24 protein-coding genes and 1 tRNA gene are annotated in these 25,791 nt (G+C 33.2%); 18 read left to right on the plus strand and 7 right to left on the minus strand.

Annotated elements, in window-relative coordinates; translation table 11 throughout:
* Positions 1 to 2 precede the first annotated feature (2 nt).
* Together EGI22_RS23385 and coaE are read left to right on the plus strand one after the other, a co-directional pair.
* The gene (locus EGI22_RS23385) at positions 3 to 1,007 is read left to right on the plus strand and encodes a glycosyltransferase family 2 protein (protein WP_255071096.1); all 1,005 of its coding nucleotides are present in this window, start codon (positions 3 to 5) and stop codon (positions 1,005 to 1,007) included.
* Entirely contained in the window at positions 995 to 1,576 is a 582-nt protein-coding gene (gene coaE, locus EGI22_RS23390) for a dephospho-CoA kinase (RefSeq protein WP_255071097.1), read from the plus strand. Before EGI22_RS23385 ends, coaE begins: the two co-directional genes overlap by 13 nt.
* Here coaE and dnaA read toward each other — a convergent pair.
* The gene (gene dnaA, locus EGI22_RS23395; RefSeq protein ID WP_255071098.1) at positions 1,566 to 3,029 is read right to left on the minus strand and encodes a chromosomal replication initiator protein DnaA; all 1,464 of its coding nucleotides are present in this window, start codon (positions 3,027 to 3,029) and stop codon (positions 1,566 to 1,568) included. The genes coaE and dnaA overlap by 11 nt on opposite strands.
* A gap of 675 nt (positions 3,030 to 3,704) precedes the next feature.
* Between dnaA and atpB the strand changes: the two genes are divergently transcribed.
* The 6 genes from atpB (at position 3,705) to EGI22_RS23425 (ending at position 7,494) form a co-directional block, all read left to right on the plus strand.
* Positions 3,705 to 4,763 (plus strand): F0F1 ATP synthase subunit A, encoded by a 1,059-nt coding sequence (gene atpB, locus EGI22_RS23400; RefSeq protein ID WP_255071100.1) that lies wholly within the window; start codon positions 3,705 to 3,707, stop codon positions 4,761 to 4,763.
* 83 nt (positions 4,764 to 4,846) lie between these two features.
* Positions 4,847 to 5,113, plus strand: coding sequence for an ATP synthase F0 subunit C (gene atpE, locus EGI22_RS23405; RefSeq protein WP_255050693.1), 267 nt, complete (start codon positions 4,847 to 4,849; stop codon positions 5,111 to 5,113).
* A gap of 101 nt (positions 5,114 to 5,214) precedes the next feature.
* Positions 5,215 to 5,727, plus strand: a complete 513-nt coding sequence (atpF, locus tag EGI22_RS23410; RefSeq protein WP_255071101.1) for a F0F1 ATP synthase subunit B — start codon at positions 5,215 to 5,217, stop codon at positions 5,725 to 5,727.
* A gap of 44 nt (positions 5,728 to 5,771) precedes the next feature.
* Entirely contained in the window at positions 5,772 to 6,305 is a 534-nt protein-coding gene (gene atpH, locus EGI22_RS23415) for an ATP synthase F1 subunit delta (RefSeq protein WP_255071103.1), read from the plus strand.
* 515 nt (positions 6,306 to 6,820) lie between these two features.
* Positions 6,821 to 7,219 (plus strand): hypothetical protein, encoded by a 399-nt coding sequence (locus tag EGI22_RS23420; protein ID WP_255071105.1) that lies wholly within the window; start codon positions 6,821 to 6,823, stop codon positions 7,217 to 7,219.
* A gap of 11 nt (positions 7,220 to 7,230) precedes the next feature.
* Entirely contained in the window at positions 7,231 to 7,494 is a 264-nt protein-coding gene (locus EGI22_RS23425; RefSeq protein ID WP_255071107.1) for a hypothetical protein, read from the plus strand.
* Here the strand turns inward: EGI22_RS23425 and EGI22_RS23430 are convergent.
* Positions 7,491 to 8,066 carry a thymidine kinase gene (locus EGI22_RS23430; protein ID WP_255071108.1) on the minus strand — a complete coding sequence of 192 codons (576 nt, stop codon included), beginning with the start codon at positions 8,064 to 8,066 and terminating at the stop codon, positions 7,491 to 7,493. The genes EGI22_RS23425 and EGI22_RS23430 overlap by 4 nt on opposite strands.
* Before the next feature lie 98 nt (positions 8,067 to 8,164).
* On the opposite strand from EGI22_RS23430, the gene EGI22_RS23435 reads away from it, so the two are divergent.
* Positions 8,165 to 9,310, plus strand: coding sequence for a hypothetical protein (locus EGI22_RS23435; protein ID WP_255071109.1), 1,146 nt, complete (start codon positions 8,165 to 8,167; stop codon positions 9,308 to 9,310).
* Positions 9,311 to 9,342: 32 nt separating this feature from the next.
* On the opposite strand, the gene EGI22_RS23440 is transcribed toward EGI22_RS23435, so the two are convergent.
* Positions 9,343 to 11,661, minus strand: a complete 2,319-nt coding sequence (locus tag EGI22_RS23440) for an ATP-dependent DNA helicase RecQ (RefSeq protein WP_255071110.1) — start codon at positions 11,659 to 11,661, stop codon at positions 9,343 to 9,345.
* A 179-nt stretch (positions 11,662 to 11,840) separates the two neighbouring features.
* On the opposite strand from EGI22_RS23440, the gene EGI22_RS23445 reads away from it, so the two are divergent.
* The 3 genes from EGI22_RS23445 to EGI22_RS23455 all read left to right on the plus strand — a co-directional run bounded on the left by EGI22_RS23445 (position 11,841) and on the right by EGI22_RS23455 (position 14,745).
* The gene (locus EGI22_RS23445; protein ID WP_255071111.1) at positions 11,841 to 12,815 is read left to right on the plus strand and encodes an SIS domain-containing protein; all 975 of its coding nucleotides are present in this window, start codon (positions 11,841 to 11,843) and stop codon (positions 12,813 to 12,815) included.
* 25 nt (positions 12,816 to 12,840) lie between these two features.
* Positions 12,841 to 14,433 carry an L-aspartate oxidase gene (gene nadB, locus EGI22_RS23450; protein ID WP_255071112.1) on the plus strand — a complete coding sequence of 531 codons (1,593 nt, stop codon included), beginning with the start codon at positions 12,841 to 12,843 and terminating at the stop codon, positions 14,431 to 14,433.
* A 90-nt stretch (positions 14,434 to 14,523) separates the two neighbouring features.
* The gene (locus tag EGI22_RS23455; protein WP_255071114.1) at positions 14,524 to 14,745 is read left to right on the plus strand and encodes a PspC family transcriptional regulator; all 222 of its coding nucleotides are present in this window, start codon (positions 14,524 to 14,526) and stop codon (positions 14,743 to 14,745) included.
* Here EGI22_RS23455 and EGI22_RS23460 read toward each other — a convergent pair.
* Complete coding sequence (locus EGI22_RS23460) at positions 14,742 to 15,959, minus strand: NADH-quinone oxidoreductase subunit D (RefSeq protein ID WP_255071116.1); 1,218 nt, start codon at positions 15,957 to 15,959, stop codon at positions 14,742 to 14,744. The genes EGI22_RS23455 and EGI22_RS23460 overlap by 4 nt on opposite strands.
* Before the next feature lie 50 nt (positions 15,960 to 16,009).
* On the opposite strand from EGI22_RS23460, the gene EGI22_RS23465 reads away from it, so the two are divergent.
* The 4 genes from EGI22_RS23465 (at position 16,010) to gltX (ending at position 19,788) form a co-directional block, all read left to right on the plus strand.
* Positions 16,010 to 16,573, plus strand: a complete 564-nt coding sequence (locus EGI22_RS23465) for a hypothetical protein (protein WP_255071117.1) — start codon at positions 16,010 to 16,012, stop codon at positions 16,571 to 16,573.
* A gap of 74 nt (positions 16,574 to 16,647) precedes the next feature.
* A complete protein-coding gene (gene epsC, locus EGI22_RS23470; RefSeq protein WP_255071120.1) occupies positions 16,648 to 17,457 on the plus strand; it encodes a serine O-acetyltransferase EpsC in 810 nt (269 codons plus the stop codon).
* A gap of 3 nt (positions 17,458 to 17,460) precedes the next feature.
* Positions 17,461 to 18,231: a bifunctional 2-polyprenyl-6-hydroxyphenol methylase/3-demethylubiquinol 3-O-methyltransferase UbiG gene (locus tag EGI22_RS23475; protein ID WP_255071122.1), complete on the plus strand. Its 771-nt coding sequence runs from the start codon at positions 17,461 to 17,463 to the stop codon at positions 18,229 to 18,231.
* 63 nt (positions 18,232 to 18,294) lie between these two features.
* Entirely contained in the window at positions 18,295 to 19,788 is a 1,494-nt protein-coding gene (gltX, locus tag EGI22_RS23480; RefSeq protein ID WP_255071123.1) for a glutamate--tRNA ligase, read from the plus strand.
* A 313-nt stretch (positions 19,789 to 20,101) separates the two neighbouring features.
* Here gltX and EGI22_RS23485 read toward each other — a convergent pair whose 3' ends face one another.
* From EGI22_RS23485 to EGI22_RS23495, 3 genes are all read right to left on the minus strand, one after another.
* Positions 20,102 to 20,344, minus strand: coding sequence for a hypothetical protein (locus tag EGI22_RS23485; protein WP_255071124.1), 243 nt, complete (start codon positions 20,342 to 20,344; stop codon positions 20,102 to 20,104).
* On the minus strand, positions 20,341 to 21,108 hold the full coding sequence (locus EGI22_RS23490; RefSeq protein ID WP_255071125.1) for an arylamine N-acetyltransferase: 768 nt from the start codon (positions 21,106 to 21,108) through the stop codon (positions 20,341 to 20,343). The genes EGI22_RS23485 and EGI22_RS23490 overlap by 4 nt, the downstream gene beginning before the upstream one ends.
* A 187-nt stretch (positions 21,109 to 21,295) precedes the next feature.
* Positions 21,296 to 21,367, minus strand: a tRNA-Glu gene (locus tag EGI22_RS23495).
* A 302-nt stretch (positions 21,368 to 21,669) separates the two neighbouring features.
* On the opposite strand from EGI22_RS23495, the gene EGI22_RS23500 reads away from it, so the two are divergent.
* Positions 21,670 to 24,165, plus strand: coding sequence for a M14 family zinc carboxypeptidase (locus EGI22_RS23500; protein WP_255071127.1), 2,496 nt, complete (start codon positions 21,670 to 21,672; stop codon positions 24,163 to 24,165).
* Between the two features lie 4 nt (positions 24,166 to 24,169).
* Positions 24,170 to 25,693: a phosphatidylserine/phosphatidylglycerophosphate/cardiolipin synthase family protein gene (locus EGI22_RS23505; protein ID WP_255071129.1), complete on the plus strand. Its 1,524-nt coding sequence runs from the start codon at positions 24,170 to 24,172 to the stop codon at positions 25,691 to 25,693.
* Positions 25,694 to 25,791 lie beyond the last annotated feature (98 nt).

Genomic DNA, 25,791 nt, shown 5'->3' on the forward strand with positions numbered 1-25,791 from the left:
GTTTGAAAAGCACCGCAGTTGTTATTTTGAATTTTAATGGAATTGATTTTCTGAATCAATTTCTCGGAAATGTTGTAGAAAACAGCCCAGAAGCTGACATTTTCGTTATTGATAATTATTCAAGTGATAACTCTGTAACCTATATAAAAGAACAATTTCCGTTAATTGGTATTATTCAAAACGCAAAAAACTTAGGTTTTGCAGGTGGATATAATGAAGGTTTAAAACAAGTTTCGCATGAGAATTTAGTTCTATTAAATTCGGATGTTGAGCTTAGTCCAAATTGGCTCAAATATTTGATAGAAAGAAGTGATAAAACTGAAAATATTGCTGCTATTCAACCCAAAATTTTGGATTTTAAAAGAAAGAATTATTTTGAATATGCTGGAGCTGCTGGAGGTTTTTTAGATACATTAGGCTATTCTTTTTGTCGTGGGCGTGTTTTTGATACTTTGGAAGAAGATCATGGGCAGTATCAAACATCCACAGAAATTTTTTGGGCTTCGGGTGCTTGCTTTTTTATAAAAAATAAAATTTTTAAAGAATTAGGTGGTTTTGATGATAAGTTTTTTGCTCACATGGAGGAAATAGACCTTTGTTGGCGTATTCAAAATCATGGATTTCAAATAGTATATGAGCCGCAATCCGTGGTTTACCATGTTGGAGGTGGCACTTTAAACAAATCCAATCCTTTCAAAACATTTCTCAATTTTAGGAATAACTTGGCGATGCTTTTTAAAAACTTACCATTTCTATTTTTGTTACCAATCATTTTCTTTCGTTTAATACTTGATGGAGTTTCCGCATTTAAATTTTTGAAAGACGGTAATTCCAAAGATTTTTGGGCAGTTGCAAAAGCACATTTTGCTTTTTATGGAATGATTCCTTATTTAATAAAACAAAGGAAAGGATCTTTTGTAGGTTTTAAAAAATTAAGCAAGGGTTCTGTTGTTTGGAAGTATTTTGTAAAGAACCAAAAAACATACCCAGAAATATGCTCAAAATAGGCCTCACAGGTGGAATTGGCTCAGGAAAGAGTGTTGTTGCAAAATTATTTGGTTTGCTTGGCGTTCCTGTTTATGAAAGTGACCAAAGAGCAAAGTGGCTGATTGAGAACAATTTAAAAGTAAAAAATAAGATAATTGACCTATTGGGAAAAGAATCGTATTTTGAAAATGGGAAATACAATAAAGTCTATGTAGCTCAACAAGTTTTTGGAAATCAAGAAAAACTAAATCTATTAAATGCTATAGTTCACCCAAGTGTTTCAGAAGATTTTAAAGAATGGTGCGAGCAAAAAACAAGCCCTTATATCATTAAAGAGGCAGCAATCATGAATAAAAATTCAGGTTTAGACAAAATTATTTATGTTGAAAGTCCAACAGAGTTACGAATTCAAAGAATTTTGGAAAGAGATAAAAACAGAACTTTTGAGCAAGTTCAAAATATTATTAAAAATCAAAAATCAGAGACAGAGTTTAAAGAAATAGCGGATTTTATTATTTCAAACAATGAAGAAGCTATGCTTATTCCTCAGGTTTTGGATTTAGATAGAATTCTAAAGTCTATCGCTTAAATTTATCTTGTAGTTCTTTTACATGTCCCGCCACATCTCTATCAAAATCGATCAAGTCATTTACAGTTTGTATAGCATGTATTACAGTACTATGATCTCTACCACCAAAATGATACCCAATAGCTTTTAAAGATAATGCCGTATATTCTTTTGCCAAATACATTGCAATTTGACGAGGCAAAACCACTTCTCTGAGTCTTGTTTTGCCCTTTATATCTACTACTTTTATTTTGAAATAATCCGTTACAGTGTCGATGATTTTATCAATCGAAATCACCTTTTGGTTTTCTTCAACTATACTTTTGACCCTAAACTTGGCCATATTTAAGTCGATTTTTCTTCTTGTCAAGGCAGAGTCAGCAATTAAGGAAATTACAACGCCTTCTAATTCCCTAACATTTGAATCAATACAATGAGCAAGATATTCTATAACTTGCTCGTCCATTACAGCCTTTTCTTCCTCAACCTTATTCTGAATTATAGCTATCCTAGTTTCTAAATCTGGAGCTTGAATGTCTGCTGTTAAACCCCACTTAAATCTTGACAAAAGTCTGTCTTCCATTCCTGACAGTTCCCTAGGCGGGCGGTCAGATGTCATAACTATTTGTTTCCCAGTTTGATGTAAATGATTGAAAATATGAAAGAAAGTCTCCTGTGTTTTTTCTTTTCCTGACAAAAACTGAACGTCATCAAGAATCAAAACATCAACACGCATATAAAAAGCCATAAAATCTTGAAGACTGTTTTCTCTAATGGCATTTATAAATTGACTTGTGAATTTTTCTGAAGAAACATACAAGACTATTTTATTATTATTGGATTGCTTTTCAATATAGTTGCCAATAGCTTGAACTAAATGTGTTTTTCCCAAGCCAACACCTCCATATATCATCAAAGGGTTAAATGAAGTAGTACTTGGTTTTTGTGCAACAGCAAAGCTTGCAGCTCTAGCTAATCTATTGCAATCACCTTCAACAAAATTATCGAAACCGTAATTTTTGTTAAGAAAAGAATCTATCTGCTTTTCATTGAAAGCTTTTAAATCAAAAGGGTTTTTGGGTTCAACAACCTCTGTAGATCTTTGAGGATATTTTTGGTAACCATTGGCCTGATATCCATTTGCTTGATAGCCATTTGTATTATTATTCGAATTTACACTTGGAGTAGGTGTAGGTTTCGGTGCCCCTCTATCAATTATTATGGTGTATTCAAGTTGTCCATCTTTTCCAATAGCATAGTCTAATGCTTTTCTTAAAATTTTTACGTAATTGTCTTCTAACCATTCGTAAAAAAATTGACTGGGAACCTGAATAATTAAGCGTTTATTAATAAGTTTATAAGGAATAATCGGCTCAAACCAAGTTTTAAAACTTTGCTCAGTTACATTTTCGCGGATTACCGACAGGCAATCTCGCCAAACTTGTGTTACATCATTTTGAACTTTGATTTCCAACTTTTATTAATTTATTGATTTTATTAAACTTTTATTTTTGGGGTTACAAATGTAGAAAAAAAATGCATGATAGAATTATTTTTTTTTTTAAATAGTCCTGCCTTCTTTGTTAAATCCAACAGAAATTTTATTTGACTCTGTAAAGTCTTCTTTGATTCTTGGAAAAATTAAATTTATAAAAATAAGGTAATGAGTTTTTCATGTATTAATTTTGAAATTCATATTGAAAATATAAAATTATTACCTAATATTCTCTTAATAGTTTTAGGAAATGAATCTAAAAAAGTACTTATTAAGTCTCATACTATTTATTGTATTATTTTTAGTTAAACTTTCTGCATTTAATTATTTGTTGCATTCAAAAATCTGGGTAATTTTTGCATTTTTTGTTGCATTAGATTTTCTAGTAAAAATCTTGGTAGAGCAAGCAATGGGCAATAAAAGAGAAAATTTTGTTCAATTTTACCTTTCTTCGGTGGTTTTAAGGTTTTTGTTGATGTTGATTTTTATAGGATTTGGCTTGTACAGATTTAAAGAGAATCAAAATCTATTTGTCTTGAATGTTTTTGCATTTTATTTATTTTTCACAATTTTTGAAATTTCAATTTTACTTCGTAAATTGCGACGTTTTTGAGACCGACATTCATTAAAACATAGATTTTTAAAGTTCTACTTATGTTTAAATACATTTTTACCTTAGTTTTATTCGCATTTTTAAGTGTTTCTACAGCGTTTTCGCAACATGAAGCTGAGCACATTTCTACAGAAAATGAGGCACATCCAGCCTTAGGTGAAATTACTCATCAGGAAGAGTCTTTTGATATTGGTGGTATGATAATGCACCACATAGCAGACGAACATGGATGGGAGTTTTCACATGGCGTTAAATTGCCTTTGCCAGTAATTTTATATACTGCAGATAGAGGGATAGAAATTTTTTCTTCAAGCAGACTTGATCATGAGCAGGTATACAATGGTTACAAAAATGAACATGAGCATATCCTAAGAGTTGATGCAGAAGGAAAAGTTGATGAAAGTATTCATCCAATGGATTTTTCTATAACCAAAAATGTGGCTACGCTAATGTTGGCTGCTATATTATTAATTGTCATCTTTATTTCTGTTTCCAAAGGATATGTAAATAATAAAGGAAAAGCACCTAAAGGCATTCAATCTTTTATGGAACCTTTGATTGTATACCTTAGAGACGAAGTGGTAAAACCTTCAATTGGTAAAAATTATGGTAAGTATTTTCCATATTTATTGACTTTGTTTTTCTTTATTTTTATTAATAACCTTCTAGGTTTACTTCCAGGTGGTGCAAACCTTACAGGTAACATTGCTATCACTTTGGTTTTAGCGGTTATCACTTTTTTGATAACCAATCTAAGTGCAAACAAATATTATTGGAAACATATTCTTTTACCTGATACTCCAAAATGGATGTGGGCTATTATGATTCCAGTTGAGATAGTTGGAGTTTTAATGAAACCACTTTCTCTTATGATTCGACTTTTTGCAAATATCACTGCAGGTCACATCATTATGTTGAGTTTGTTTGGTTTGATATTTATATTCAAAAGTTGGTATGTGGCACCTGCCATCGGGATTTTTGCTTTGTTTATGAGTGCAATTGAGCTTTTGGTCGCATTTTTACAAGCGTTCATTTTTATGTTATTAACTTCAATGTATATTGGGAGTGCTATCGAAGAGCACCACGCAGATCATCATTGATTGAAAATATTCCTCTTTGTCCCCTACAAAGAGGCTATCAATAACAAATCTCCTGGGGGGAGGGGAAATAAAAAAATAAAATTATGTCTTTATTGAACATTATTTTACAAGCAGTAGCAGACGGTAAAGGTCTTGCGGTAATGGGTGCAGGTATTGGAGCTGGTTTAGCTGCCATCGGAGCTGGTCTTGGTATCGGTAGAATCGGTGGAAGTGCTATGGAAGGTGTTGCACGTCAACCAGAAGCAGCTGGAAAGATCCAGTCAATGATGATCATCATCGCTGCCTTGATTGAGGCCGTGGCTCTTTTTGCTGCTGTAATTTGTCTTTTGATTTCTTTCAAAATGGCTTAATCCATTTAAGGAATCTTAAATTCCCAGCATTATTCACATTAGGTGTTAATGTTGGGAAATTTTTAAGTTTTTAATTTTTAATTTTCATAATTTAATAGAAAATGATTTTATTAGAAGGTAATTCATTGTTGAATCCTAGCCCAGGTCTTATTTTTTGGCAATTGGTTGTTTTCAGTGCCTTGGTCTTTATTCTTTGGAAATTTGCTTGGAAAGGTATTCTTTCTGCATTGAAGGAAAGAGAAGGAGAAATAGAAGGTGCATTAAGAATGGCTGAAGAAACTAGAGCCGAGATGGCCAAGTTGAAATCTGACAACGATAAGTTGGTGATGGAGGCAAAAAAGGAAAGAGATATCATAATTAAAGAAGCTAAAGAAGTTTCTGACAAAATGATAGCTGAAGCCAAAGACAGAGCAGTGGAGCAAGGTAACAAAATAATGGAAGATGCAAGAGAAGCTATGACACAAGAGCGAGTTAAAATGATGAGCCAAATCAAAAACGAAGTTTCGGCATTGTCTATCGAAATTGCAGAGAAGGTGATTCGTAAAGAATTGTCAGACAAAAAAGCTCAGGAATCGTTTGTAAGTGAATTGGTATCAGACGCAAAATTGAATTAATTACGCAATCAAATTATTTTGATTGAAAATATTTTTGTACAAATATGTCAGAATCTATAGTTGCCTATCGTTATGCTAAAGCCTTGATTGACTTGGCAAATGAGCAAGGTGTTGTTAAAGAAGTAAATCAAGACATGTCTTTTTTTGAAATGGTATGTCAAGAGAATGATAATTTTGTGGCTGTTATGGCCAATCCGATTGTTAGGCACGATAAAAAATTGAGTATTTTGAAAAAAATATTTGAAAATAAAGTTAATAATGTGACTTTCTCAATTTTTAAAGTCTTAACTAAAAAGAATCGCGAAAAGTTGATTTATCCGATAGCGAAAGAGTTTCAGAAATTGTTTAATTTACAAACTGGTGTTCAAATAGTGGAGGTTTCATCAGCTGTTGCTTTAACAGATACACAGAGATCTCAATTTAGTAAAATTGTGGCTGATGCTATCCATAAAGAAATAAAGTTGGAAGAAAGCGTCGATGAGAGTTTAATTGGAGGGTATGTGTTGAGAGTAGGAGATACTCAAATAGACACATCAGTGAAGAAGAAACTTAATGAGTTAAAGCTCGCATTGGCATAAAAGAAGAATTAGTTTTCATGGCTATAAAGTTGAGAAAGGCCTCCGTTATTTCGGAGGTTTTTTCTGTTTTAAGGGCTTTCACTTTTCTACATACATTTTACACTTATATTTTCTGCATTATTATTGATTTATCATTCAAAGGAATTTGAAAATAGGTTTCTGATTCCAATTTTAGAAATGGATTTCTATCTTAATTTTTTTTTCAACCTTCTCCTAAGTGCTTAATTCTGTTAATATTTTGTTAAAAATTAGAAAAATCATAAAAAAAATCTAAAAAATGAAAATAGTTTTTTTTCTAATTTCGATTTATACTTTGACTAGTTTTTGCTTTTTTTCTATTTTTTCTATTTGCTATCTCTTTTTTTGACATTTAGATATTAGAAAATATTCTTTTTTTATGTCGAATCAGCCGAAAACTCCACTAGAAGAGCGTTTTTGTAGAATTTGGAAGAATAAAAAAACTTCTATTGTTTTGCTAACAGTTAAAGAAACTTTACAACAAAAAAACAATAGAGATGAAACACATAGGGGGTAATTTGTATATTAATAATGAGGCAGTAGAAATTGTTGATTTTTTAGTGGATAATAATCTTTTGCCAAATCCAGTAAATAAGGCATTTTCGAAAATTAGTCAATTAGGTATGGATTTGGATTTAATTATGTATAATCCGGATGAGCCAAAAAATAAGTTTTTGCATTATAAGTTTGTTGATTTTGCTTCAAATTCTGATACCCTTCAGTATCTAATTTCAATGTTTAGAAATCTTGCAGTAGAAAATTATGGTTTTTATACGCCTGCTCAAAGAAAGCTAGAGGAGTTTTTATATATGCTTCCAACCTATAGGGCTTTGTTTGGCTATAAATACAATGAAGATAAGGAGACTTTTGAAAAAGATTTAAATAATCAATATTAAAATTTACAACAATGACAATATTAATAGTTTTAACATTTTTAATGTTTTTTTCTGTAAACACTTACGGGCAAATTGAAAACCCTCTTACAGATCCAAGAAATTATAAATCTCTTAAAGTAGTAGATGAGAAAAAGAGGTTGACATTTAAAAATATGAAAATTAAAGTTAGTCGTAATTACAAGCAACAATTAAAATCAATACAGGTAGAATCATATAATTTAGTTTTACCTGGTAATATTTCAATGAGGAATAGAAATTATAAACGTCCTAGTTAATTTTCTAGAAAACAAGTACGACATCTAGCTTCGTAGATGTCGTGCTCTCCCAGCATTACTAAGTTTTCAGTCGCAACTTTCCTGTAAGAGAAATGAGCAATATCTCCACATTTAACGCATATAGCATGTACTTTAGTAACATATTCTGCAATAGATAACAGCTGAGGCATTGGGCCAAATGGAAGGCCTCTTGAGTCCATGTCTAGCCCTGCTACAATCACTCGCTTGCCATTAAAGGCTAATTTATTGCAAACGTCTACAACCGCTTGATCCAAGAACTGTGCTTCGTCAATTCCAACAACATCACAATCTCCGCTTAAGAGCAATATTTCCTCTGCGGTATTTACAGGTGTCGATCTTATACTTGTTTGATTGTGAGATACAATATCATTTTGATCATAACGAATATCTATACTGGGCTTGAAAATTTCAACGTTAAGTTTTGCTATTTGTGCACGTTTTAATCTTCTTATGAGTTCTTCGGTTTTTCCAGAAAACATTGAGCCTGTTATAACTTCCAACCATCCACTTTTAGCATCTTTTGCTCTTCCTCTTTTTGGCTCAATAAACATATTTTAATAAAATTTGCGTTAATAGAATAAATGGCAAAAGATTTGTAATAAACTTGCAGTACCATTTCTAATAGAATACAAAAAAACAGAATTATCCGATGACCAACAAATGGAATGAGGCAGAAATAAAAAATTATTCGCAAGTATTTGCAAATATAGTGAGTGAAGAGTTCTTTAAAACTAACGATAGAATCACTGGTTCAGAAATTATAGATTTGACAGAAGTAAAGCAATTGAACCTTTTTGTACTTAAAGAGCTTTTTGAAAAATGGCGTCAAGAGATAACTAAATTGAAGAGTCCTTTTTTTAATTATGATGAAGTTGATGTTAAAAAAGCTTTGGATGATTTTATGAATATTCTTTCAAGGTATATTTCTGTTGATAAAGAGAATTTTAAAAATATTCTGGAAAAGGCAGCTAATAATACTTTTCATTTATATACAGATCCTAAGGCTTACTTTAGTGAAGAAATGCGTAATCTTCCTGAATTTAAACTTACGCAAGATTGGCTGAAAAGTAATGGGAAGTTTTTTAAAGATTATAATTGGGTTTTAAGAGAATTGTTGAATAAATTGAATGGTGTGAGTTTTGTTTATGCGAATGAAGCCATAGAGTTTGTCAATGAATTTTTTCAAGACAATAAAGTAGAAGATCATTCTGCTGAGATTTCTGATTTGGTAAAAATTGCTGGAATTGTAGAAGTCAAGGAAGTTAAGGCAGACCCTTATCAATCATTCTTTGATAGCATAGAAGAGTACAAAAACACCAAAACTCCCACTCCTCCAAAAATAGTGGAGCCTATATTTTCTGAACCAGAAATTGTAATTCATGAAAAAGATGAGCCAATTACTGAAATAAGATTAACACAAATACAAGAAAAGAAAGAGACTATAATTCTTGAAAATCATCTTACAAATACTATTGAGAAAGAAACCAATGTTACATTGCATGAATCTATGCAATTGAGCAATGAAAGTAGCTCTTTGTCTGATTTTCATCAAAAAAGAAAAATTGATACTATTAAAGGGAATATTTCTCTTAATCAAAAATTCCTTTTTATTAATAATCTATTTGGCTCTGATGCTTTAGTTTTTGATCATGCTTTACAAGAGCTTGAAGTATGCAATAGCTTTTCTGAGGCAAAAGAGCAAATGCTAAAAAAATATATGCCAAAATATAAATGGGATTTGAATAGTCCTGAGGCTGAAGAATTTTTTGACTTATTAAAAAGAAGATTTAACTAAAAAAAAGAGCTTCCAAATCGGAAGCTCTTTTTTTAATTGGCCATTTCTGAGATAAACTTGATCCTCATCAGTCGAAGTTCCTCTTCTGTTACCTCATCGTCATAATCATCAAATTCTTTTAAAGCGGCCTTTATGTCGTCAGATGACGAAGTCATAAAATATTCATAAATATCTTTTTGTTTTTCTTTGTCTATTATTTGATTTATATAATAGTCCATGTTTAGCTTTGTGCCTGAAAAACAAATGCTTTCTATTTCTGTAATAAGCTCCTCTGGGCTCATTTCTTTTGCTTCGGCTACTTCTTCTAAATCTATTTTTCTATCAATTTGTTGAATGATAAAAATCTTAGTTTTTGATTTGTTTACAGTAGTTTTTACCATCAAATCAGACGAAGTCTCAATGTCATTGTCTTTGACATATTTAATGATAAGGTCAAGGAAAGGCATTCCAAATTTCTGCACTTTCCCCATTCCCACACCATTCACCTGCGAAAGCTCCTGAATATTTGAAGGGTACGTCGTTGCCATTTCTTCTAGCGAAGGGTCTTGGAAAACAACATATGGCGGTACATTTTTTTCTTTTGCTATTTTCTTCCTTAAAGACTTCAATAGCTCTAAGAGAGCTTGGTCAGACGCCCCACTGCCACCAGAAGGTCCAGCAGTTTGCTGAAGTTCATCTTCTCCACTTCCTTCTGTTTCATTTAGGTCATGATCTTCGGAGAAAGTTATAGTATAAGGGTCTTTTAGATAGTTTCTTCCTTTTTCAGAAAGTTTAACCACGCCATAATTATCAATGTCTTTTTCCAAATATCCAAAAACCATCAATTGTCTGATGATGGATACCCATTTATCAGCAGCAGAAATTTTTCCATCTGCATTGATATCAGCTTTAGGTTTTTTATTTACAATTATAGCATCTTCATCCTCTTCCTCTTCTTCTTCAAATTTTTCCGAGAGTCCAAAATAATTTAAGCCTTTCCCGAACATCTCAAGTTTGTTATGATCGTGGCTTGATATAGCTGGGTTATCTTTCGTATTGGCAGTTAAAATATCTGCAATGTGATTTGCAGAGAACCTTTGTTCTGTTTTAACTATGGTATTTAAAGCTAATATGACCTCTTCCTCACCTTTGAATGTTTTAGTAGGTTTATTGCAGTTATCACAGAAACCACAATTTTTTTCCATTTGCTCTCCAAAGTAGCTCAACAATTGGCGTCTTCTACAAACACCTAAAGACGAATAAGCTACCATCTCCATCAATAGTGCCTTGGCATTATCTCTTTCGGTTACATTTTTATCTTTATTGAATTTCTCAAGTTTGGTTATGTCATCGAGTGCATAAAACATTAAGCATGAGCCATCTAGGCCATCTCTGCCACCTCTTCCTGTTTCTTGGTAATATCCTTCCAAAGATTTGGGTGCATCGTAGTGTACAACAAACCTAACATCTGGCTTGTCAATACCCATTCCGAAAGCTATTGTAGCAACCACGATATCGCAATCTTCTTTCAAAAACGCGTCTTGGTTTTTAATTCTAACATCCGAATCCAAACCTGCGTGGTAAGGCAAAGCTTTAAAACCGTTGACTATAAGCAATTCTGCTATTTCCTCTACTTTTTTTCTACTAAGACAATAGACTATACCTGATTTACCTCTATGTTGGGCAAGAAATTTGATTAATTGCTTTTTAGCATTTTGTTTTGGTCTTACTTCATAGTATAAGTTGGCTCTATTAAATGATGTCTTGAACGTTAAATTATCCTCTAAGTCAAGACTTTTCTTAATGTCCAACTGAACCTTTGGAGTTGCAGTTGCTGTCAAGGCAATAATGGGTAAATTATCGTCAATGTTTTCGATAATTTCCTTTATTTTTCGATATTCTGGACGGAAGTCATGTCCCCACTCTGATATACAGTGAGCCTCGTCTACCGCAACAAAAGATATTTTTGCCTTTTTTAGAAATTCTAAGTTGTCAACCTTAGTCAAAGATTCAGGAGCAATATAAAGTAGTTTACACACGCCGTTAACCACGTCGTTTTTTACCCTGTTCATCTCAGACTTGTTCAAAGTACTGTTAAGAAACTGGGCATTGATTCCAAAAGCGACCATTTGGTCTACTTGGTTTTTCATTAAAGCAATCAATGGCGAAATTACTATCGCTGTGCCATCTAGCACAGTTGCAGGAAGCTGATAACAAAGAGATTTACCAGCTCCAGTTGGCATAATTACAAAAGTATTCTTTCCCGAAGTGATACTTTTTATAATTTTTTCTTGCTCCCCTCTAAAGTTGTCAAAACCAAAAATTTCTTTAAGGTTTTTCTTTAAGTCGTTTTCAATTGATACATCAATCATAGCTAATTCAATAAAGCTTAAAAATTAAAGCACACCTAGAACTAGGCGTGGTGAATTAAATTCTTAATGCCAATATACAAAAAATGTTTTGTGATTTTGTTAAACTCAAAAATAATGTTTCACTAAAAAAATACGAATTTCTACCCTTACATTTGTGAATAAATATCGATTTTTTGAAAGTGGAGACGAAAATAGAAAAAAATATTATTGAAATAGCCAAAAAAGTTTTATCTGATGAATCAAAAGCAATTAAATCTTTGATTAATACAATAGATAAGAGTTTTGAAGAAATAATTTATAAAATATTGGCATCTAAGGGGAAAGTTGTGCTTTCAGGAATTGGGAAAAGTGCAATAATTGCCCAAAAAATTGCCGCTACTTTAAATTCCACCGGTCAAAAATCTGTTTTTATGCATGCTACAGATGCTATGCATGGAGATCTAGGTATAATTGATGAAGATGATGTGATTATTTTTTTGTCTAAAAGTGGTAATACTCCAGAAATCAAAGTTTTGATGCCTTTATTGAAAAGATTAGGCAATCCTATAGTGGCCATGGTTTCAGATATAGATTCTTTTTTAGCAAAAAATGCTCATTACACGATTAATGCTCATGTGGATGAAGAGGCATGTCCTCTAAATTTGGCTCCAACAACTTCTACAACGGTAGCTTTGGCTCTAGGCGATGCTTTGGCGGTATGCTTACTAGAAGCAAGAGAGTTTTCTAAAAAAGACTTTGCAAGATATCATCCTGGAGGTTCTTTAGGGAAAAAACTGTATTTAAAAGTCTCTGATATTTATCCAAACAATACCAAACCTGTTGTTAATGAAGGAGCTGATATTCAGTCTGTAATATTAGAAATGACAAGTAAGAGACTTGGAGCCACTGCAGTAGTTAATGCTGAGAATGATTTGGTGGGTGTAGTTACAGATGGGGATTTGAGACGGATGCTAAGACAATCTTCGGATTTTTCGGGACTAGCTGCTAAAGATATAATGGGAACAAATCCCAAAACTATCGAGAAGGATGCCTATGCTGTGAATGCTTTAGTTCAAATGCAGGAAATGAATATTACGCAATTGATTGTAATAGAAGGTAAAAAAGTTTTAGGTTTCGTACATTTGCATGATCTTTTAAAAGAAGGCTTGATTTAAGCTTTAAGATATTTAATTTTTTGAAATGAGAAAAACAGATTTTTTAGTAATTGGGTCGGGTATTGCTGGTTTAAGTTTCGCGTTAAAAGCCTCAAAAAAAGGAAAGGTATTGATCCTTACAAAAGTAAATGCTGACGAAACCAATACGAAGTATGCTCAAGGAGGTATTGCTACTGTTTTTAATCCAAATACGGATTCTTTCGAAAAGCATATTTCTGATACATTAATAGCAGGTGATGGACTTTGCGATAAAAAAATTGTTGAGATTGTTGTAACCGAAGGCCCAGCTAGAATAAATGAATTGATAGAATATGGAGCCAATTTTGATAAAGAAGAATCTGGGGAATATAATTTAACTCGAGAGGGAGGGCACTCTGAAAAAAGAATTTTACATTATAAAGATATAACTGGGTGGGAAATAGAGCGGGCACTTTTAGAACAAGTTCAGGCAAATCCAAATATTGAAATACTCACCCATTATTTTGCTGTAGAAATCATTACGCAGCACCAGTTAGGAGAAAGTACAGATGCAAATATTGAATGTTATGGTGTGTATGCCTTAAATGTTGGTACTGGTGAAGTAGAGACAATTTTGGCCAAAAATACCCTTATGGCTACTGGTGGTGCTGGTCACATTTACGCTGCAACTACAAATCCAGTAATTGCAACTGGTGACGGTATCGCTATGGTTTACAGGGCAGGAGGTAAAGTTAGAGACATGGAAATGATTCAGTTTCATCCTACTTCACTATATAATCCTGGTTCATTTCCTAGTTTTTTGATTACAGAAGCCGTAAGAGGAGAAGGTGGGGTTTTAAGAAACAAGAATGGCAAAGAGTTTATGTATGATTATGATGAGAGAGGTTCTTTAGCTCCTCGCGATATTGTAGCCAGATCTATAGATGCTGAAATGAAAAAGACTGGAGAAGAGTTTGTGTACCTTGATATTACGCACAAACCAAAGGAATTGATTTTAGAACATTTTCCCAATATCTATGAAAAATGCCTTAGTATTGGATTAGATATTACAAAAAACCAAATTCCTGTTACGCCTGCTGCACATTATCTCTGCGGCGGTATTTTAGTCGATGAAAACGGAAGAACCAATATTCAGAATCTTTTTGCTTGCGGTGAATGTTCGTCCACAGGACTTCATGGTGCCAATAGGTTAGCTTCTAATTCATTGTTAGAAGCTGCGGTTTTTGGTCATAGAATTTCACAAGTTGCACTTAAGGACATAGAGTATGCTAGTTTTAATGAAAAAGTGCCAGATTGGAATGAATTTGGGGCTGTTCAGTCAGATGAAGAGATACTTGTAACGCACAATACTAGAGAATTACAACGCATGATGACAGATTATGTGGGTATAGTTCGTACTGATTTTAGACTAGAAAGAGCTTTGACAAGGCTAAATATGCTAAAAGAAGAAACCGAAGAGTTTTATAGAAAAACCAAATTGTCAGTTAAACTATGCGAACTTCGAAATTTAATTCTTTGTGCTCAAATGGTTATCAAGTCAGCCCAAAAACGGAAGGAGTCTAGAGGTTTACATTATAATACTGATTATCCTTATAAATTAGGTGGAGAACCACAAAATACTGTTATTTCAAGAATTTAATCCATTAATTTTTTTCCGGTATTATTAGGCGAATTCAAAAAATATTTTGAAATTTGAGCCAATAGCCTAATTGAAATAAATTTACTATCAATGAATAAATTTAAATACATACTCGAAAGTAATCTTTACGGAGTTTGTTCCAGAATAGGCGAAAAGCTTAATTTCTCGGCCTCAAGCATACGTATGTACTTTATATACGCCTCTTTTTTTACTTTTGGTTCACCAGTTATTATATACTTGGTTTTGGCTTTTTGGATGGAAATTAGGAAAATAATCCGCAGAAATAACCATCCAAGTGTTTGGGAAATTTAACGGTCTACTTCTCCCATAACAAAATCCAAAGAACCAATTATTGCCACTAAGTCAGCCATCATCCATCCTTTTGATATTTCGGGCAGCACAGATAAGTTGTGGAATGAACAAGCCCGGCATTTAACTCTTACGGGTACATCTGACTTTCCATTAGTTCTGAAAAAGAAACCTAATTCTCCTTTCGGGTTCTCAGCTCTTACATAAAAGTCCATTTCTGCTGGTCTAATTTTTTTAGGTACAAAGGCTTGTGGGTCAAAGTCTCTTGTGCGTTTGTAGTCTTTCATTAGTTTTTCCAGACATTGCTCCACAATTCTGATAGATTCCCAACACTCCATTAATCGCACATAGTTTCTGTCCCAACAGTCACCCGTTTTTCCCATTTTTCCTTCGCCTATCGGAATATCGAAGTCAATTTCGGGATAAATAGAATATCCATCTACTTTTCTTAAATCATATTTTAAGCCTGAGCCTCTTAAAACTGGACCAGTGCAGCCGTAATTTATCGCCAAATCCATAGGCAAAACGCCTACATTGGCGGTTCGATTAATAAAAATATGATTATCTACAATTATCTGTTTTAATTCTTCAAGTTTTGGTTTTAAGTAAACCACAAATTCTTTGCATTTTTCTTCAAAACCAATCGGTAGGTCATAAAACAAACCTCCAACCCAAATATAATTGTAAAGCATTCTAGCACCAGAAACCCATTCCAACATTCTTTGGATAGATTCTCTGTCTCTTATTAGCCAAAGAAATGGTGTCTGAGCACCAATATCCAAGGCATAAGTGCCTATTGCGATAAAATGGGACGCTATTCTGTTTAATTCAGCTACCAATACTCTTATATATTCTATTCTCTTAGGTAGTGTGTTTTCTATACCAAGCATTCGCTCTACACCCATCACATAGGCGTGTTCGGAGTTCATGGAAGCTACATAGTCAAGCCTGTCTACAAAAGGTATGGTTTGATTAAATGGAAGGGACTCCGCATGTTTCTCAAAACAACGATGTAAATACCCCAAGTGTGGTACAACTTCTTTTATTATTTCACCATCAGTTACTAGCTCTATCCTCAACACACCATGAGTAGACGGGTGCTGCGGTCCGAGGTTGAGAAGCATTTCTTCGGGTTTCAGTTTTTCAAAATTTAATTTTGTAGGTTCTGATACGCTTAGATTTTCCCTTCTATATTTGTATTGAATTTTTTGCATCAAATTATATTCTGGTTCAAAAATAAAAACAAAAATTTAGATTCAAGTTTAAAATGCATGATATTGAGCCTTTTTATAACTGGCAGCGTTATTATCTTCCTTATGAAGACGAAAAAAGTCCTTTTTTTGAAAATGAAACGCTGAACCAATACCAAAACACCGTTTATGGATTTTACCTCCATCCAGACTGGGACGAGATAGGTTCCGAAACACTGTACCTTAAGGTGCAGATGGTCAATTATGATAAGCAATATATTGTAATTGAACTTATAGGCGAATGGAATGATACGCTTCACAACGATGTGATGTATTTAAAAAGAAATGTAATAGATGTGTTTTTGAAAAGAGGTATAAAGTATTTTATTCTTTTGGGTGAAAATCTCTTGCAGTTTCATGGTGGTGAAGATGATTATTATGAGGAATGGTTTGAAGACGTAGAGGATGGATGGATTGTCGCTTTAAATTTTAGAGAATTTGTTTTGGAAGAATTCACCAAGTTTCACTTAGATTATTATATTAATTATGGCGGAACCTTACAAATTGAAAACTGGCGGACTTTAAAACCAGACCAACTTTTTACGCTCGTTCAATCACTAATTCAAAGAAGACTCACTTAATGGTTCATTTTTTGTTTATTGCTTTATGAACCCACACCAGCGTTACAATGTTTAATTCAAAACAATTATTGATAATGGATCAGAAATTCTTAAAATATATATTCGAAAAGCACCAAAATACAGAAGCAGTTCCGTTGACCAAAGACATCGCTTCGTGGGCAACCAAAGTAATTAGGCTTTTATATCCAGAGCAAGCCAAGGATTTTTTTAGGAGTATTGATGAAATTGAGGGTGAATTTTGGAATTTAGGTAATGAACTGAAACATTTGCTCGAAACCACAGACCAATGTAAAGGCTGTGATGCTGCGGAAAAAGTGAGTGCTTTCAATGATACAATTCCTGAACTGTTTAGATTGTTAAATACAGATGTTCAAGCTATTTTAAAAGGAGATCCTGCAGCCCAAAGTGAATTTGAAATAATAAGGGCTTATCCAGGATTTTATGCAATTTCTTTTTATCGACTTGCCCATTTATTGAATAGTTTAGGAATAAACTTAATTCCCAGAATATTAACTGAATATGCACATTCCAAAACAGGTATTGATATACATCCAGGGGCAAAAATAGGGGAATATTTCTTCATTGACCACGGAACTGGCGTGGTAGTAGGAGAGACAACCAATATTGGTAATAACGTCAAGATCTATCAAGGCGTTACTTTAGGAGCATTAAGTGTAGACAAAGATATGGCCAACAAAAAACGTCATCCAACAGTAGAAGATAATGTGGTGATTTATTCTGGAGCTACTATTTTGGGAGGTGAAACCATAATTGGTAAAAATAGCACAATCGGTGGAAATGTTTGGTTGACAAAGAGTGTTCCTGCAAACTCTACCGTTTATCACAAACCAGAAATTAAAGTAGTTGAAAACGAAGTTGCTTAAAATATGCTGTTGAATTCGGAAGAATATGCTGCCATGTTTAATGTTGAAGAAAACCTTTGGTGGTATAAAATTCTACATGAGCGAGTATTAATAGAGGTTAATGCTTTTGCGAAAAATGATAAATCTATAAAAATTCTAGATGCAGGCTGTGGAACTGGAGGTTTAATGTTAAAGCTTAAAAACCAAGGTTTTGAGAGTGTTTGTGGTTTTGATTTTAATGATGATGCAGTAGAATTTTCAAATAGTAGAAATTTAGATGTAACCAAAAAAGACATAACTGATTTAAATGGAGCCTATCCTATAGCAAGTTTTGATATAATAATTTCGGATGATGTCTTGTATCAATTTGATGATATCACCATTCAAGAAACTATTTCTGGAATTGGAAAATTTTTAAAGCCAGGAGGCATTTTTATTACAAACAATCAAGCTTTTCCTATTTTCAGTGGTACGCACGATATAGCCGTAGGTGCTAAGAAAAGATTTGTTTTATCTGATTTTCAAGGATATTTGAAAGAGAGTCCGGATTTGAAAATAGCGAAAAGTACCTATTGGTCCTTAATGCTTTCTCCATTGATTTTAGCTGTAAGGCTAATTCAAAAAATTAAGCTCAAAATGGGTTTGGTAAATATGGATAACATCAAGTCTGATGTAGCGATGCCTTCGAATTTTATCAATCAAATCTTCTTTTCTATTTGTAATCTGGAGCGTAAGATTTTGCCAAAATCTCCTTTTGGGAGTTCGCTGTTTTTGGTAATCAAAAAAGAAAAATAAAAGTTTTAAATACATAATCCTATACGAGGTGTTATTTTTGCACCTCAATTTTAATCAATATTTATGAGTGTTAGAGTAAGATTTGCCCCAAGTCCAACAGGACCTTTGCATATCGGTGGCGTTAGAACAGCCTTGTATAATTATCTTTTTGCAAAAAAAATGGGTGGTACCATGATTCTAAGAATCGAAGATACTGACCAGACGCGATTTGTAGATGGAGCTGAAGAATATATTCAAGAAGCCTTAGGTTGGGTTGGAATAAACATTGATGAGGGCGTAAAACAAGGGGGTGATTTTGGCCCATACAAGCAGTCTGAAAGAAAAGAAATTTATGCCAAATACGCTCAGGAATTGATAGAAAGTGGTAAGGCATATTATGCTTTTGATACTTCGGAGGAGTTGGATGCCTTAAGAAAAACTTTAGAGGAGGCCAAAGTTGACAATATTTCATACAATTCTGTAACCAGAATGCAGATGAAAAATTCATTGACACTTTCTTCTGACGAAGTTTCAGCAAAATTGGCTGCGGGCGAACCTCATGTAATTAGGCTCAAAGTGCCATTGAAGGATGAAATTCGCTTTAAAGATATCGTAAGAGATTGGGTTGTGGTACATTCTTCAACCATAGACGATAAGATTTTGATGAAGTCGGACGGTATGCCAACTTATCATTTGGCAAATATTGTTGATGATCATTTAATGGAAATTACTCATGTGATAAGAGGAGAGGAGTGGCTTCCTTCTGCTCCATTGCATATTTTGTTATACAAAGCTTTCGGTTGGAAAGCTCCTGAGTTTGCACATTTGCCGCTATTATTAAAGCCTGAAGGTAATGGCAAATTGAGTAAAAGAGATGGAGTTTTGGGGGATTTTCCGGTGTTTCCATTAGAGTGGCAAGATAAAGTCACAGGAGATTTTTCAAGAGGATTCAGAGAAGATGGCTATTATGCCGACGCTGTTGTAAACTTTTTGGCTTTTTTAGGTTGGAATCCTGGGAACGACCAAGAAATCATGAACATGAAGGAACTGATTTCGGCTTTCGATATTCATCATATACACAAGTCTGGAGCGAGGTTTGATGTAAACAAGGCCAAGTGGTACAATCAAATGTATTTGCGTCAAAAAGATGATGCTGTTTTAACCGCAGAGATAGATTCCGAAATAAAAAATGCGGATTTGTCTTTAAAGATTGTAAAGTTGATGAAAGATAGAGTGACATTCACAAAAGAAATGCTGTCTGAAATTCCTTACATTTTTGAAGAACCTCAAACTTATGATGATGAAATAGCTCAAAAGAAATGGGACGAATTGGCTAAAACCGCTATGCCGAAAGTTGCTGAGGTTTTGAAAACTGTAGAGGATTTTAATTCTCAGAATATCCATGACGCATTATTTGCTGGATTAGAAGCTGAAGGCATAAAACCAGGTAAAATTATGCAAGCATTACGTCTAGCTATTACAGGCCAAGGCAAAGGCCCAGATTTGATGTTGACCATAGAGATTTTAGGTAAGGAAAAAGCGATAGCACGAATAGAGAAGGCTTTGGCTGTTCTTTGAATTAGATATTTCTGAATTTGAAAAAACCTGTTTCAATTATTTGAGGCAGGTTTTTTTTTGGGCGAAACAAGAAAGGTTAAAGTTTGCATAGTTCAAAGTTTGAAATATATAGAGTAGATAATTCTTATAGAAATGGATTTGGTGAATTTTGTAATTAGAAATTGTAAAAAAAAACGGCTAATTTAAAGGCTTAATTTAATTAAAGAATTTGAATATTATTCTTAGATTCGATTGTTTTTGAGTAAAATAAACTCTTTAATAATTTTAATAATTGTTTGTTTTAAAAATAAATCGATGTATTTGATTCTACAAATTATCTACTGTAACAAGCTAAAAAATAATCATGCAGATTAAAGTCAAAGATTACATATGGGAATAAATCAACATTTGTTATTGTAATTTGATAAGGATTATAAACATAAGGGTCATCTTTAGGGATTGAAAATCTTTTTTTTATAATTTCTATTTGAAAATCTATAATTTCAATTTCTCCGACTAATTTATCAGTGATTTTGTCATAGTAATCTATCTGTCTTTTTTCTAGTCTTAAATTCATGAAATTGGTGTTTTTAAAACAATGTTAAAAAAGGTTTTCAAAGACAATCTTAATTCGTCTTCGTTATTTATCAATTTTTCAAATTTTTTCTTACCTTTTTTCTCAATAATTTTGTTGTTAAAAATAGTCAAACGCCCTGATTTTGTTGGTTTTGTACAGATTGTGTTTTTAACAAAGTACGATAATGGATTAGTTTGTTTTTCGAAACAGATTTTTTCGAAATCACTAATTTTAACTTTATTTAAGCTGAAAATGTATTTTTTTTGAATGACAAATTCTTCAGTAATCATCGATAAAATATAATCTTCATCATTTGATTTTTCAATTATGAATTGATTTCTACCATCACTTTGAAATCCTATTTTAATTTCTAAAGGTTTTACAAATAAATCTCCAAAACCTACATCAGCTAAATATTGTTTATTGTCAATTTCAATAAAAATAGACATGTGGTCATATTCTGGCCCTATTTTGCCTTTATCATCATAAATTCTTGATGCAATTATTCTGCTTTTAAACCCTAAATTTAAAAGTAACCAACTAAAAAGAAAATTTAACTCATAGCAAAATCCTCCTCTTTTATTTTCTATTACTTTCCTGTAAATGCTGTCTAAATCTAAATCAATTAAAATCTTAAAATGTATATCAAGGTTTTCAAATGGAATATTTAATACGTGGGTTTCATGTAGATAATTTAATGTTTTTTCATCAACGGTGTGTAGTTTTTTATAATTAATTCTCCTTAGATATTTATTTATGTCCATTTTAAATCCTTAATTTATTCTTATTCTTCCAAATTTCGAAAAAAATATCAATCAAGTTCTTAATTTTTTACACGAAGTAAATAACTATTTAGATTCCCCCCCAACTTTTTTGCTTGATCCAAAATTTGCACAAAAAAAAGCCCCAAATTTGCATTTGAGGCTTCTTAATTTTCACTTCACATCTTTGTGACCCTACGGGGAATCGAACCCCGGTTTCATCCGTGAAAGGGACGTGTCCTAACCGCTAGACGATAGGGCCGACTGGTCCCATTTATCGAAAATTTGCGTTAAAAAACATCATTTTTTCTAAATGACCGATACCGTTTCCGTTATCGTGGTGCAAAAGTATAACGATTATTTTTACTGTGCAAATGTTAATTTCAAATAAATTGATTTTGTGCAAAGTTCTTCTAAAAATTCAATGAAATATAAAAAAAAGTAAATTATTGGTCATTTTGAGGTTTTTAGTAGATATTTCTAATTTATTTTGGTCATTTTTCTAGCTTATTTTTGATGCTTTAAGGTTTATCCTTATTTTTGAGGTATAACATTTTATCTCAAATGCTCAATATCAACAAACTAGCCATTTGCTTAATTCTTTTAAGCTCAAATTTATTTGGACAAGCTATAAAATCTCCAGAAGAATATCTTGGAAATAGCACAGGGTCCAAGTTTCATTTTCATCATCAGCTGATATCCTACGTGGAATATGTGGCTGCTAATAAACCTGAAAATGTTAAAATTTTTCCTTTAGGTTATACTGCCGAAGGTCGACCACAAATGATAGTGGCCATTGGATCTAAGGAAAATATTCAGAATATAGAAGAAATTAGAAAATCCAATCTTCGGAATATTGGCTTGTTAGATGGAGTAAAAAATAAAAATATCCCGGCAATTGCTATGCTATCTTACAATGTCCACGGAAACGAGGCCGTAAGTGCGGAGGTTTCGGTAAAGGTGGTTTATGAATTAGCTTCGGGCATTTCTGATTTAAGTAAAAAAGTGCTTTCAAACACCTTAGTATTGATAGATCCATGTGTAAACCCAGATGGATTTGATAGATATAGCACTTGGTACAATCGATATTTAGGTTCAAGCCCAGATCTACATTCAGCTTCTGTAGAGCATCATGAACCTTGGCCAGGTGGAAGGTTTAATCATTATTTATTTGACTTAAACAGAGACATAGCTTGGCAAACGCAGAAAGAAACCCAACAGCGTATTAAGTTTTACAATAGCTGGATGCCACATTTGCATTCTGACTTTCACGAAATGAGCCCTAATTCTACCTATTATTTTCCACCGTCTGCAAAACCTTTTCATGAGGATCTTTCGCTGTGGCAAAGAGAGTTTCAAGAGAAATTGGGAGAGTACAATAAGAAAAATTTTGACGACAAAGGTTGGTTGTATTATACCAAAGAGAACTACGATTTGTTTTATCCAAGCTACGGAGATACGTATCCTTCATATAACGGTGCTATCGCTATGACATTCGAGCAGGCTGGTGGTGGAGGGTCGGGTTTGTCTTTTATGAGAAATGATGGAGATACACTTACGCTTAAAGATAGGATAGCTCATTCATATTCTACAAGCTTGGGTACTTTGTCAGCCATTTCTGATAATTCACAAAAAACGATTGAAGAGTTCATTAAGTTTTTTGAAGAACCAAAAAACAAAGGTTATGGAAAATACAAAAGCTATGTAATGAAATTTAAAGACAGTGAAGCGAATATTAAGGCTTTGACTGAGCAATTAGACAAAATGGGTATTACCTATAGTTTTGCAAGTAAAAAATCTTCTGGCAATGGTTTCAATTTCCAAAATCAAAAAGAGGAGTCATTTAGTATTGAAGAAAATGACCTGATAGTTAATTCTTTCCAGCCCAAAGGCGTTTTAACAAAGATTCTTTTTGAACCAAAATCATATCTTGAAGATTCAAATACTTATGATATTACAGCATGGGCCCTTCCTTATGCATTTGATTTAAAGGCTTTTGCGTCGACGCAGAAAATATCAGGTAATGATGCCAAACCAGTTTTTAGTCAGATTTCTGCAACTCCAGCTGGTAAAAAAGTATTTGCATTTGCTTCAGAAATTAACTCTTTTGAATCGTCTAGGCTTTTAGCCGAACTTTTAAAAGAAAAAATAAAGGTAAGAATTCAAGAATCTCCATTTAAAGCCAACGGAAAATCTTACAAAAGCGGGACATTGCTCATAACTAGAAAAGGAAATGAAGGATTAGGTGAGAGTTTTGAAAGTAAAGTTTTAGGCATAGCTGCAAAGTATAGCCTCAACTTAAATGCATTGACATCAGGTTTAGTTGAGAACGGCCCAGATTTAGGCTCGGGTTCGGTGGATATTGTTAAGCCTCCAAAAATTGGTATTGTAATCGGTGCTGGTGTTACGCCAACAGCGGCAGGAGATGTTTGGCATTTCTTTGATAAACAATTGGAATATCCTTCAACGCTAATCGATGGCTCATATTTTTCAAGAGTTGATTTATGGCAGTTTGATGTTTTGATTTTGCCAAACGGCAGCTATGGGAAAATCATCAATGATCACAAAGAGATTACACGTTGGGTGAGTGACGGAGGAAGATTGATAGTGATGGAAGATGCTAATTCTTATTTTCAAGGAAAAGATGGCATTGAACTTCAATCAAAAAGTAAATCAGACAAAGCCCAAGATTCTTCCAAAACTTATGGTGCTAGAGAAAGAGATGCTATTTCAGATCAAATACCAGGGGCTATTTACAATGTTAAGCTTGACAATACCCACCCATTGGCTTATGGATACAATTCTGATATTTATGTGATGGTAAGAAGTGTATTAAATAATGAATTTCTTAAAAACGGTTGGAATGTAGGTAAACTTGGAGAGCACATGAGTGGTTTTGTAGGAAATAACGCCAAAGCTTCGATGAAAGATGTACCAGTATATGGAGTTCAGGATATAGGAAAAGGTAAAATTATCTATATGTTAGAAAGTCCAATATTTAGAGGTTTTTGGTATGGCGGGAAGTTGATGATGGCTAATGCGGCGTTTTTGGTAAAGTAAATTTATGCTTAAAATAATTGGTGCAAGTTTTTTATGTATCGTGCTTTTCTCTTGTTCGAAAGAAACTAAAAAAGAGGAAAGCAAAATAGATTTTTGTTCTAAAATACACCAAAAAGAAGGTGGGCAAATTCAAAAATATCTTGAGGGTTTTTCAGAGAAAATGAAAAATCAAACTGCCGCTTATGTGCTTGAGGATGGTGGAGGTTCATTGGTTACTCGTGCTTGGTTTACCGAAAATTCTGAGAAAAGTATTGATATTCAGTATTTTATATTTTCGACTGACAATGTAGGCCTCATTGCTTGTGATTACTTGATTCGAGCTGCGGATAGAGGCGTTAAAGTCCGACTTTTGGTGGATGATATGATGGTGGACTCTGAACTTGAGGATATTCTAAGCATGGAAGCTCATCCTAATATTGAAATCAAGATTTATAATCCAGGCGTAAATTTGGGTAAAAACATTTTTAAGAAAATCGGGAAGTTTGTGAGTGATTATAGAAATGCTAACCTTAGGATGCATAATAAAACCTTTATTGTTGACAAAAAAGTAGCTATAACCGGCGGAAGGAATATTGCAGATGAATATTTTGATTATGATCATGAATATAATTTCAGAGACAGAGATATATTATTAATAGGCAAATCAGTATCTCAAATAAATGACTCATTTGTACAGTTTTGGGAAAGTGAATTGAGTGTGCCAGTTTCAAAATTGAGTGCAGATAAAATACAATACAAAGGTGATGCTTATGAAAAACTCCATCAATATGCATGTAATCCTGATAACTTTTGGCCCCAAGTCCGAAAAGAATTAAACGAGTTTCCTGCCACATTTCAAAAAATAATACAATCAGAAGCTATAGTTTGGTCTGATAATGTGAGATTTGTGTCTGATATGCCAGGAAAAAATGAAGGTAAAAATGGCTTAGAAGGTGGTGGGCAGTCTACCAAAGAATTGATTGGTTTAATAAATGGAGCCAAGACAAGTATAGATATCAATACGCCCTATTTGATTACAACAGAATTGGGAAAAAGTGTTTTCAGAAATGCTGTTAAAAGGGGTGTTAAAGTAAGGATTTTGACCAATTCGATGTCTTCAACTGACAATGCGGAGGCATTTAGCGGTTATCAAAGAGACCGAGTGGAACTTTTGAGAACTGGCATCGAAATATATGAATTTAAGCCAGATGCGGCTGAAAGATTTAAAGTAATGACTGGGGCATTACAAAAGAAAATGAATTTTACGCCAATTTTTGGCCTTCATGCCAAGTCCATGGTGATTGATGGCCATATTGCGGTAGTTGGTACTTTCAATTTGGACCCAAGAAGTGCCAATCTCAACACAGAATGTTTTGCTTTGGTGGATTCTGAAAAGCTTTCTGAAGGTATTTTGAAAAATATGAATGAGGATTTTCAGACTGGCAACTCATGGAAAATTACGCCAAACTTTAATCCAGATAAAGAAGTAAATTTAGCTAAAAGATTAAAAGTTAAGAGCAGGAGGGTGGTTCCTAAGTCGATTTTGTAAGTTTATTTATCTTTTGCAGCAAAAACAATAACCTTAAAAAAAAGATTTTTTTTCATTTTTGACCTATTTTGATTATATTTTATTGAAATACCAATCGG

Origin of the sequence: Lacihabitans sp. LS3-19, assembly GCF_024343575.1 — a bacterium.
Taxonomy (GTDB): Bacteria; Bacteroidota; Bacteroidia; order Cytophagales; family Spirosomataceae; genus Leadbetterella.

Bases quoted from the DNA above. Each gene is read 5' to 3' on its own strand.
- EGI22_RS23440 (WP_255071110.1), bottom strand. From the start codon at position 11,661: ATGATTGATGTATCAATTGAAAACGACTTAAAGAAAAACCTTAAAGAA.
- atpF (WP_255071101.1), top strand. From the start codon at position 5,215: ATGATTTTATTAGAAGGTAATTCATTGTTGAATCCTAGCCCAGGTCTT.
- EGI22_RS23435 (WP_255071109.1), top strand. From the start codon at position 8,165: ATGACCAACAAATGGAATGAGGCAGAAATAAAAAATTATTCGCAAGTA.
- atpB (WP_255071100.1), top strand. From the start codon at position 3,705: ATGTTTAAATACATTTTTACCTTAGTTTTATTCGCATTTTTAAGTGTT.
- EGI22_RS23485 (WP_255071124.1), bottom strand. From the start codon at position 20,344: ATGAATTTAAGACTAGAAAAAAGACAGATAGATTACTATGACAAAATC.
- EGI22_RS23455 (WP_255071114.1), top strand. From the start codon at position 14,524: ATGAATAAATTTAAATACATACTCGAAAGTAATCTTTACGGAGTTTGT.
- EGI22_RS23490 (WP_255071125.1), bottom strand. From the start codon at position 21,108: ATGGACATAAATAAATATCTAAGGAGAATTAATTATAAAAAACTACAC.
- EGI22_RS23465 (WP_255071117.1), top strand. From the start codon at position 16,010: ATGCATGATATTGAGCCTTTTTATAACTGGCAGCGTTATTATCTTCCT.
- coaE (WP_255071097.1), top strand. From the start codon at position 995: ATGCTCAAAATAGGCCTCACAGGTGGAATTGGCTCAGGAAAGAGTGTT.
- nadB (WP_255071112.1), top strand. From the start codon at position 12,841: ATGAGAAAAACAGATTTTTTAGTAATTGGGTCGGGTATTGCTGGTTTA.
- EGI22_RS23430 (WP_255071108.1), bottom strand. From the start codon at position 8,066: ATGTTTATTGAGCCAAAAAGAGGAAGAGCAAAAGATGCTAAAAGTGGA.
- EGI22_RS23505 (WP_255071129.1), top strand. From the start codon at position 24,170: ATGCTTAAAATAATTGGTGCAAGTTTTTTATGTATCGTGCTTTTCTCT.
- epsC (WP_255071120.1), top strand. From the start codon at position 16,648: ATGGATCAGAAATTCTTAAAATATATATTCGAAAAGCACCAAAATACA.
- EGI22_RS23500 (WP_255071127.1), top strand. From the start codon at position 21,670: ATGCTCAATATCAACAAACTAGCCATTTGCTTAATTCTTTTAAGCTCA.
- EGI22_RS23475 (WP_255071122.1), top strand. From the start codon at position 17,461: ATGCTGTTGAATTCGGAAGAATATGCTGCCATGTTTAATGTTGAAGAA.
- EGI22_RS23425 (WP_255071107.1), top strand. From the start codon at position 7,231: ATGACAATATTAATAGTTTTAACATTTTTAATGTTTTTTTCTGTAAAC.
- EGI22_RS23420 (WP_255071105.1), top strand. From the start codon at position 6,821: ATGAAACACATAGGGGGTAATTTGTATATTAATAATGAGGCAGTAGAA.
- atpH (WP_255071103.1), top strand. From the start codon at position 5,772: ATGTCAGAATCTATAGTTGCCTATCGTTATGCTAAAGCCTTGATTGAC.
- gltX (WP_255071123.1), top strand. From the start codon at position 18,295: ATGAGTGTTAGAGTAAGATTTGCCCCAAGTCCAACAGGACCTTTGCAT.
- atpE (WP_255050693.1), top strand. From the start codon at position 4,847: ATGTCTTTATTGAACATTATTTTACAAGCAGTAGCAGACGGTAAAGGT.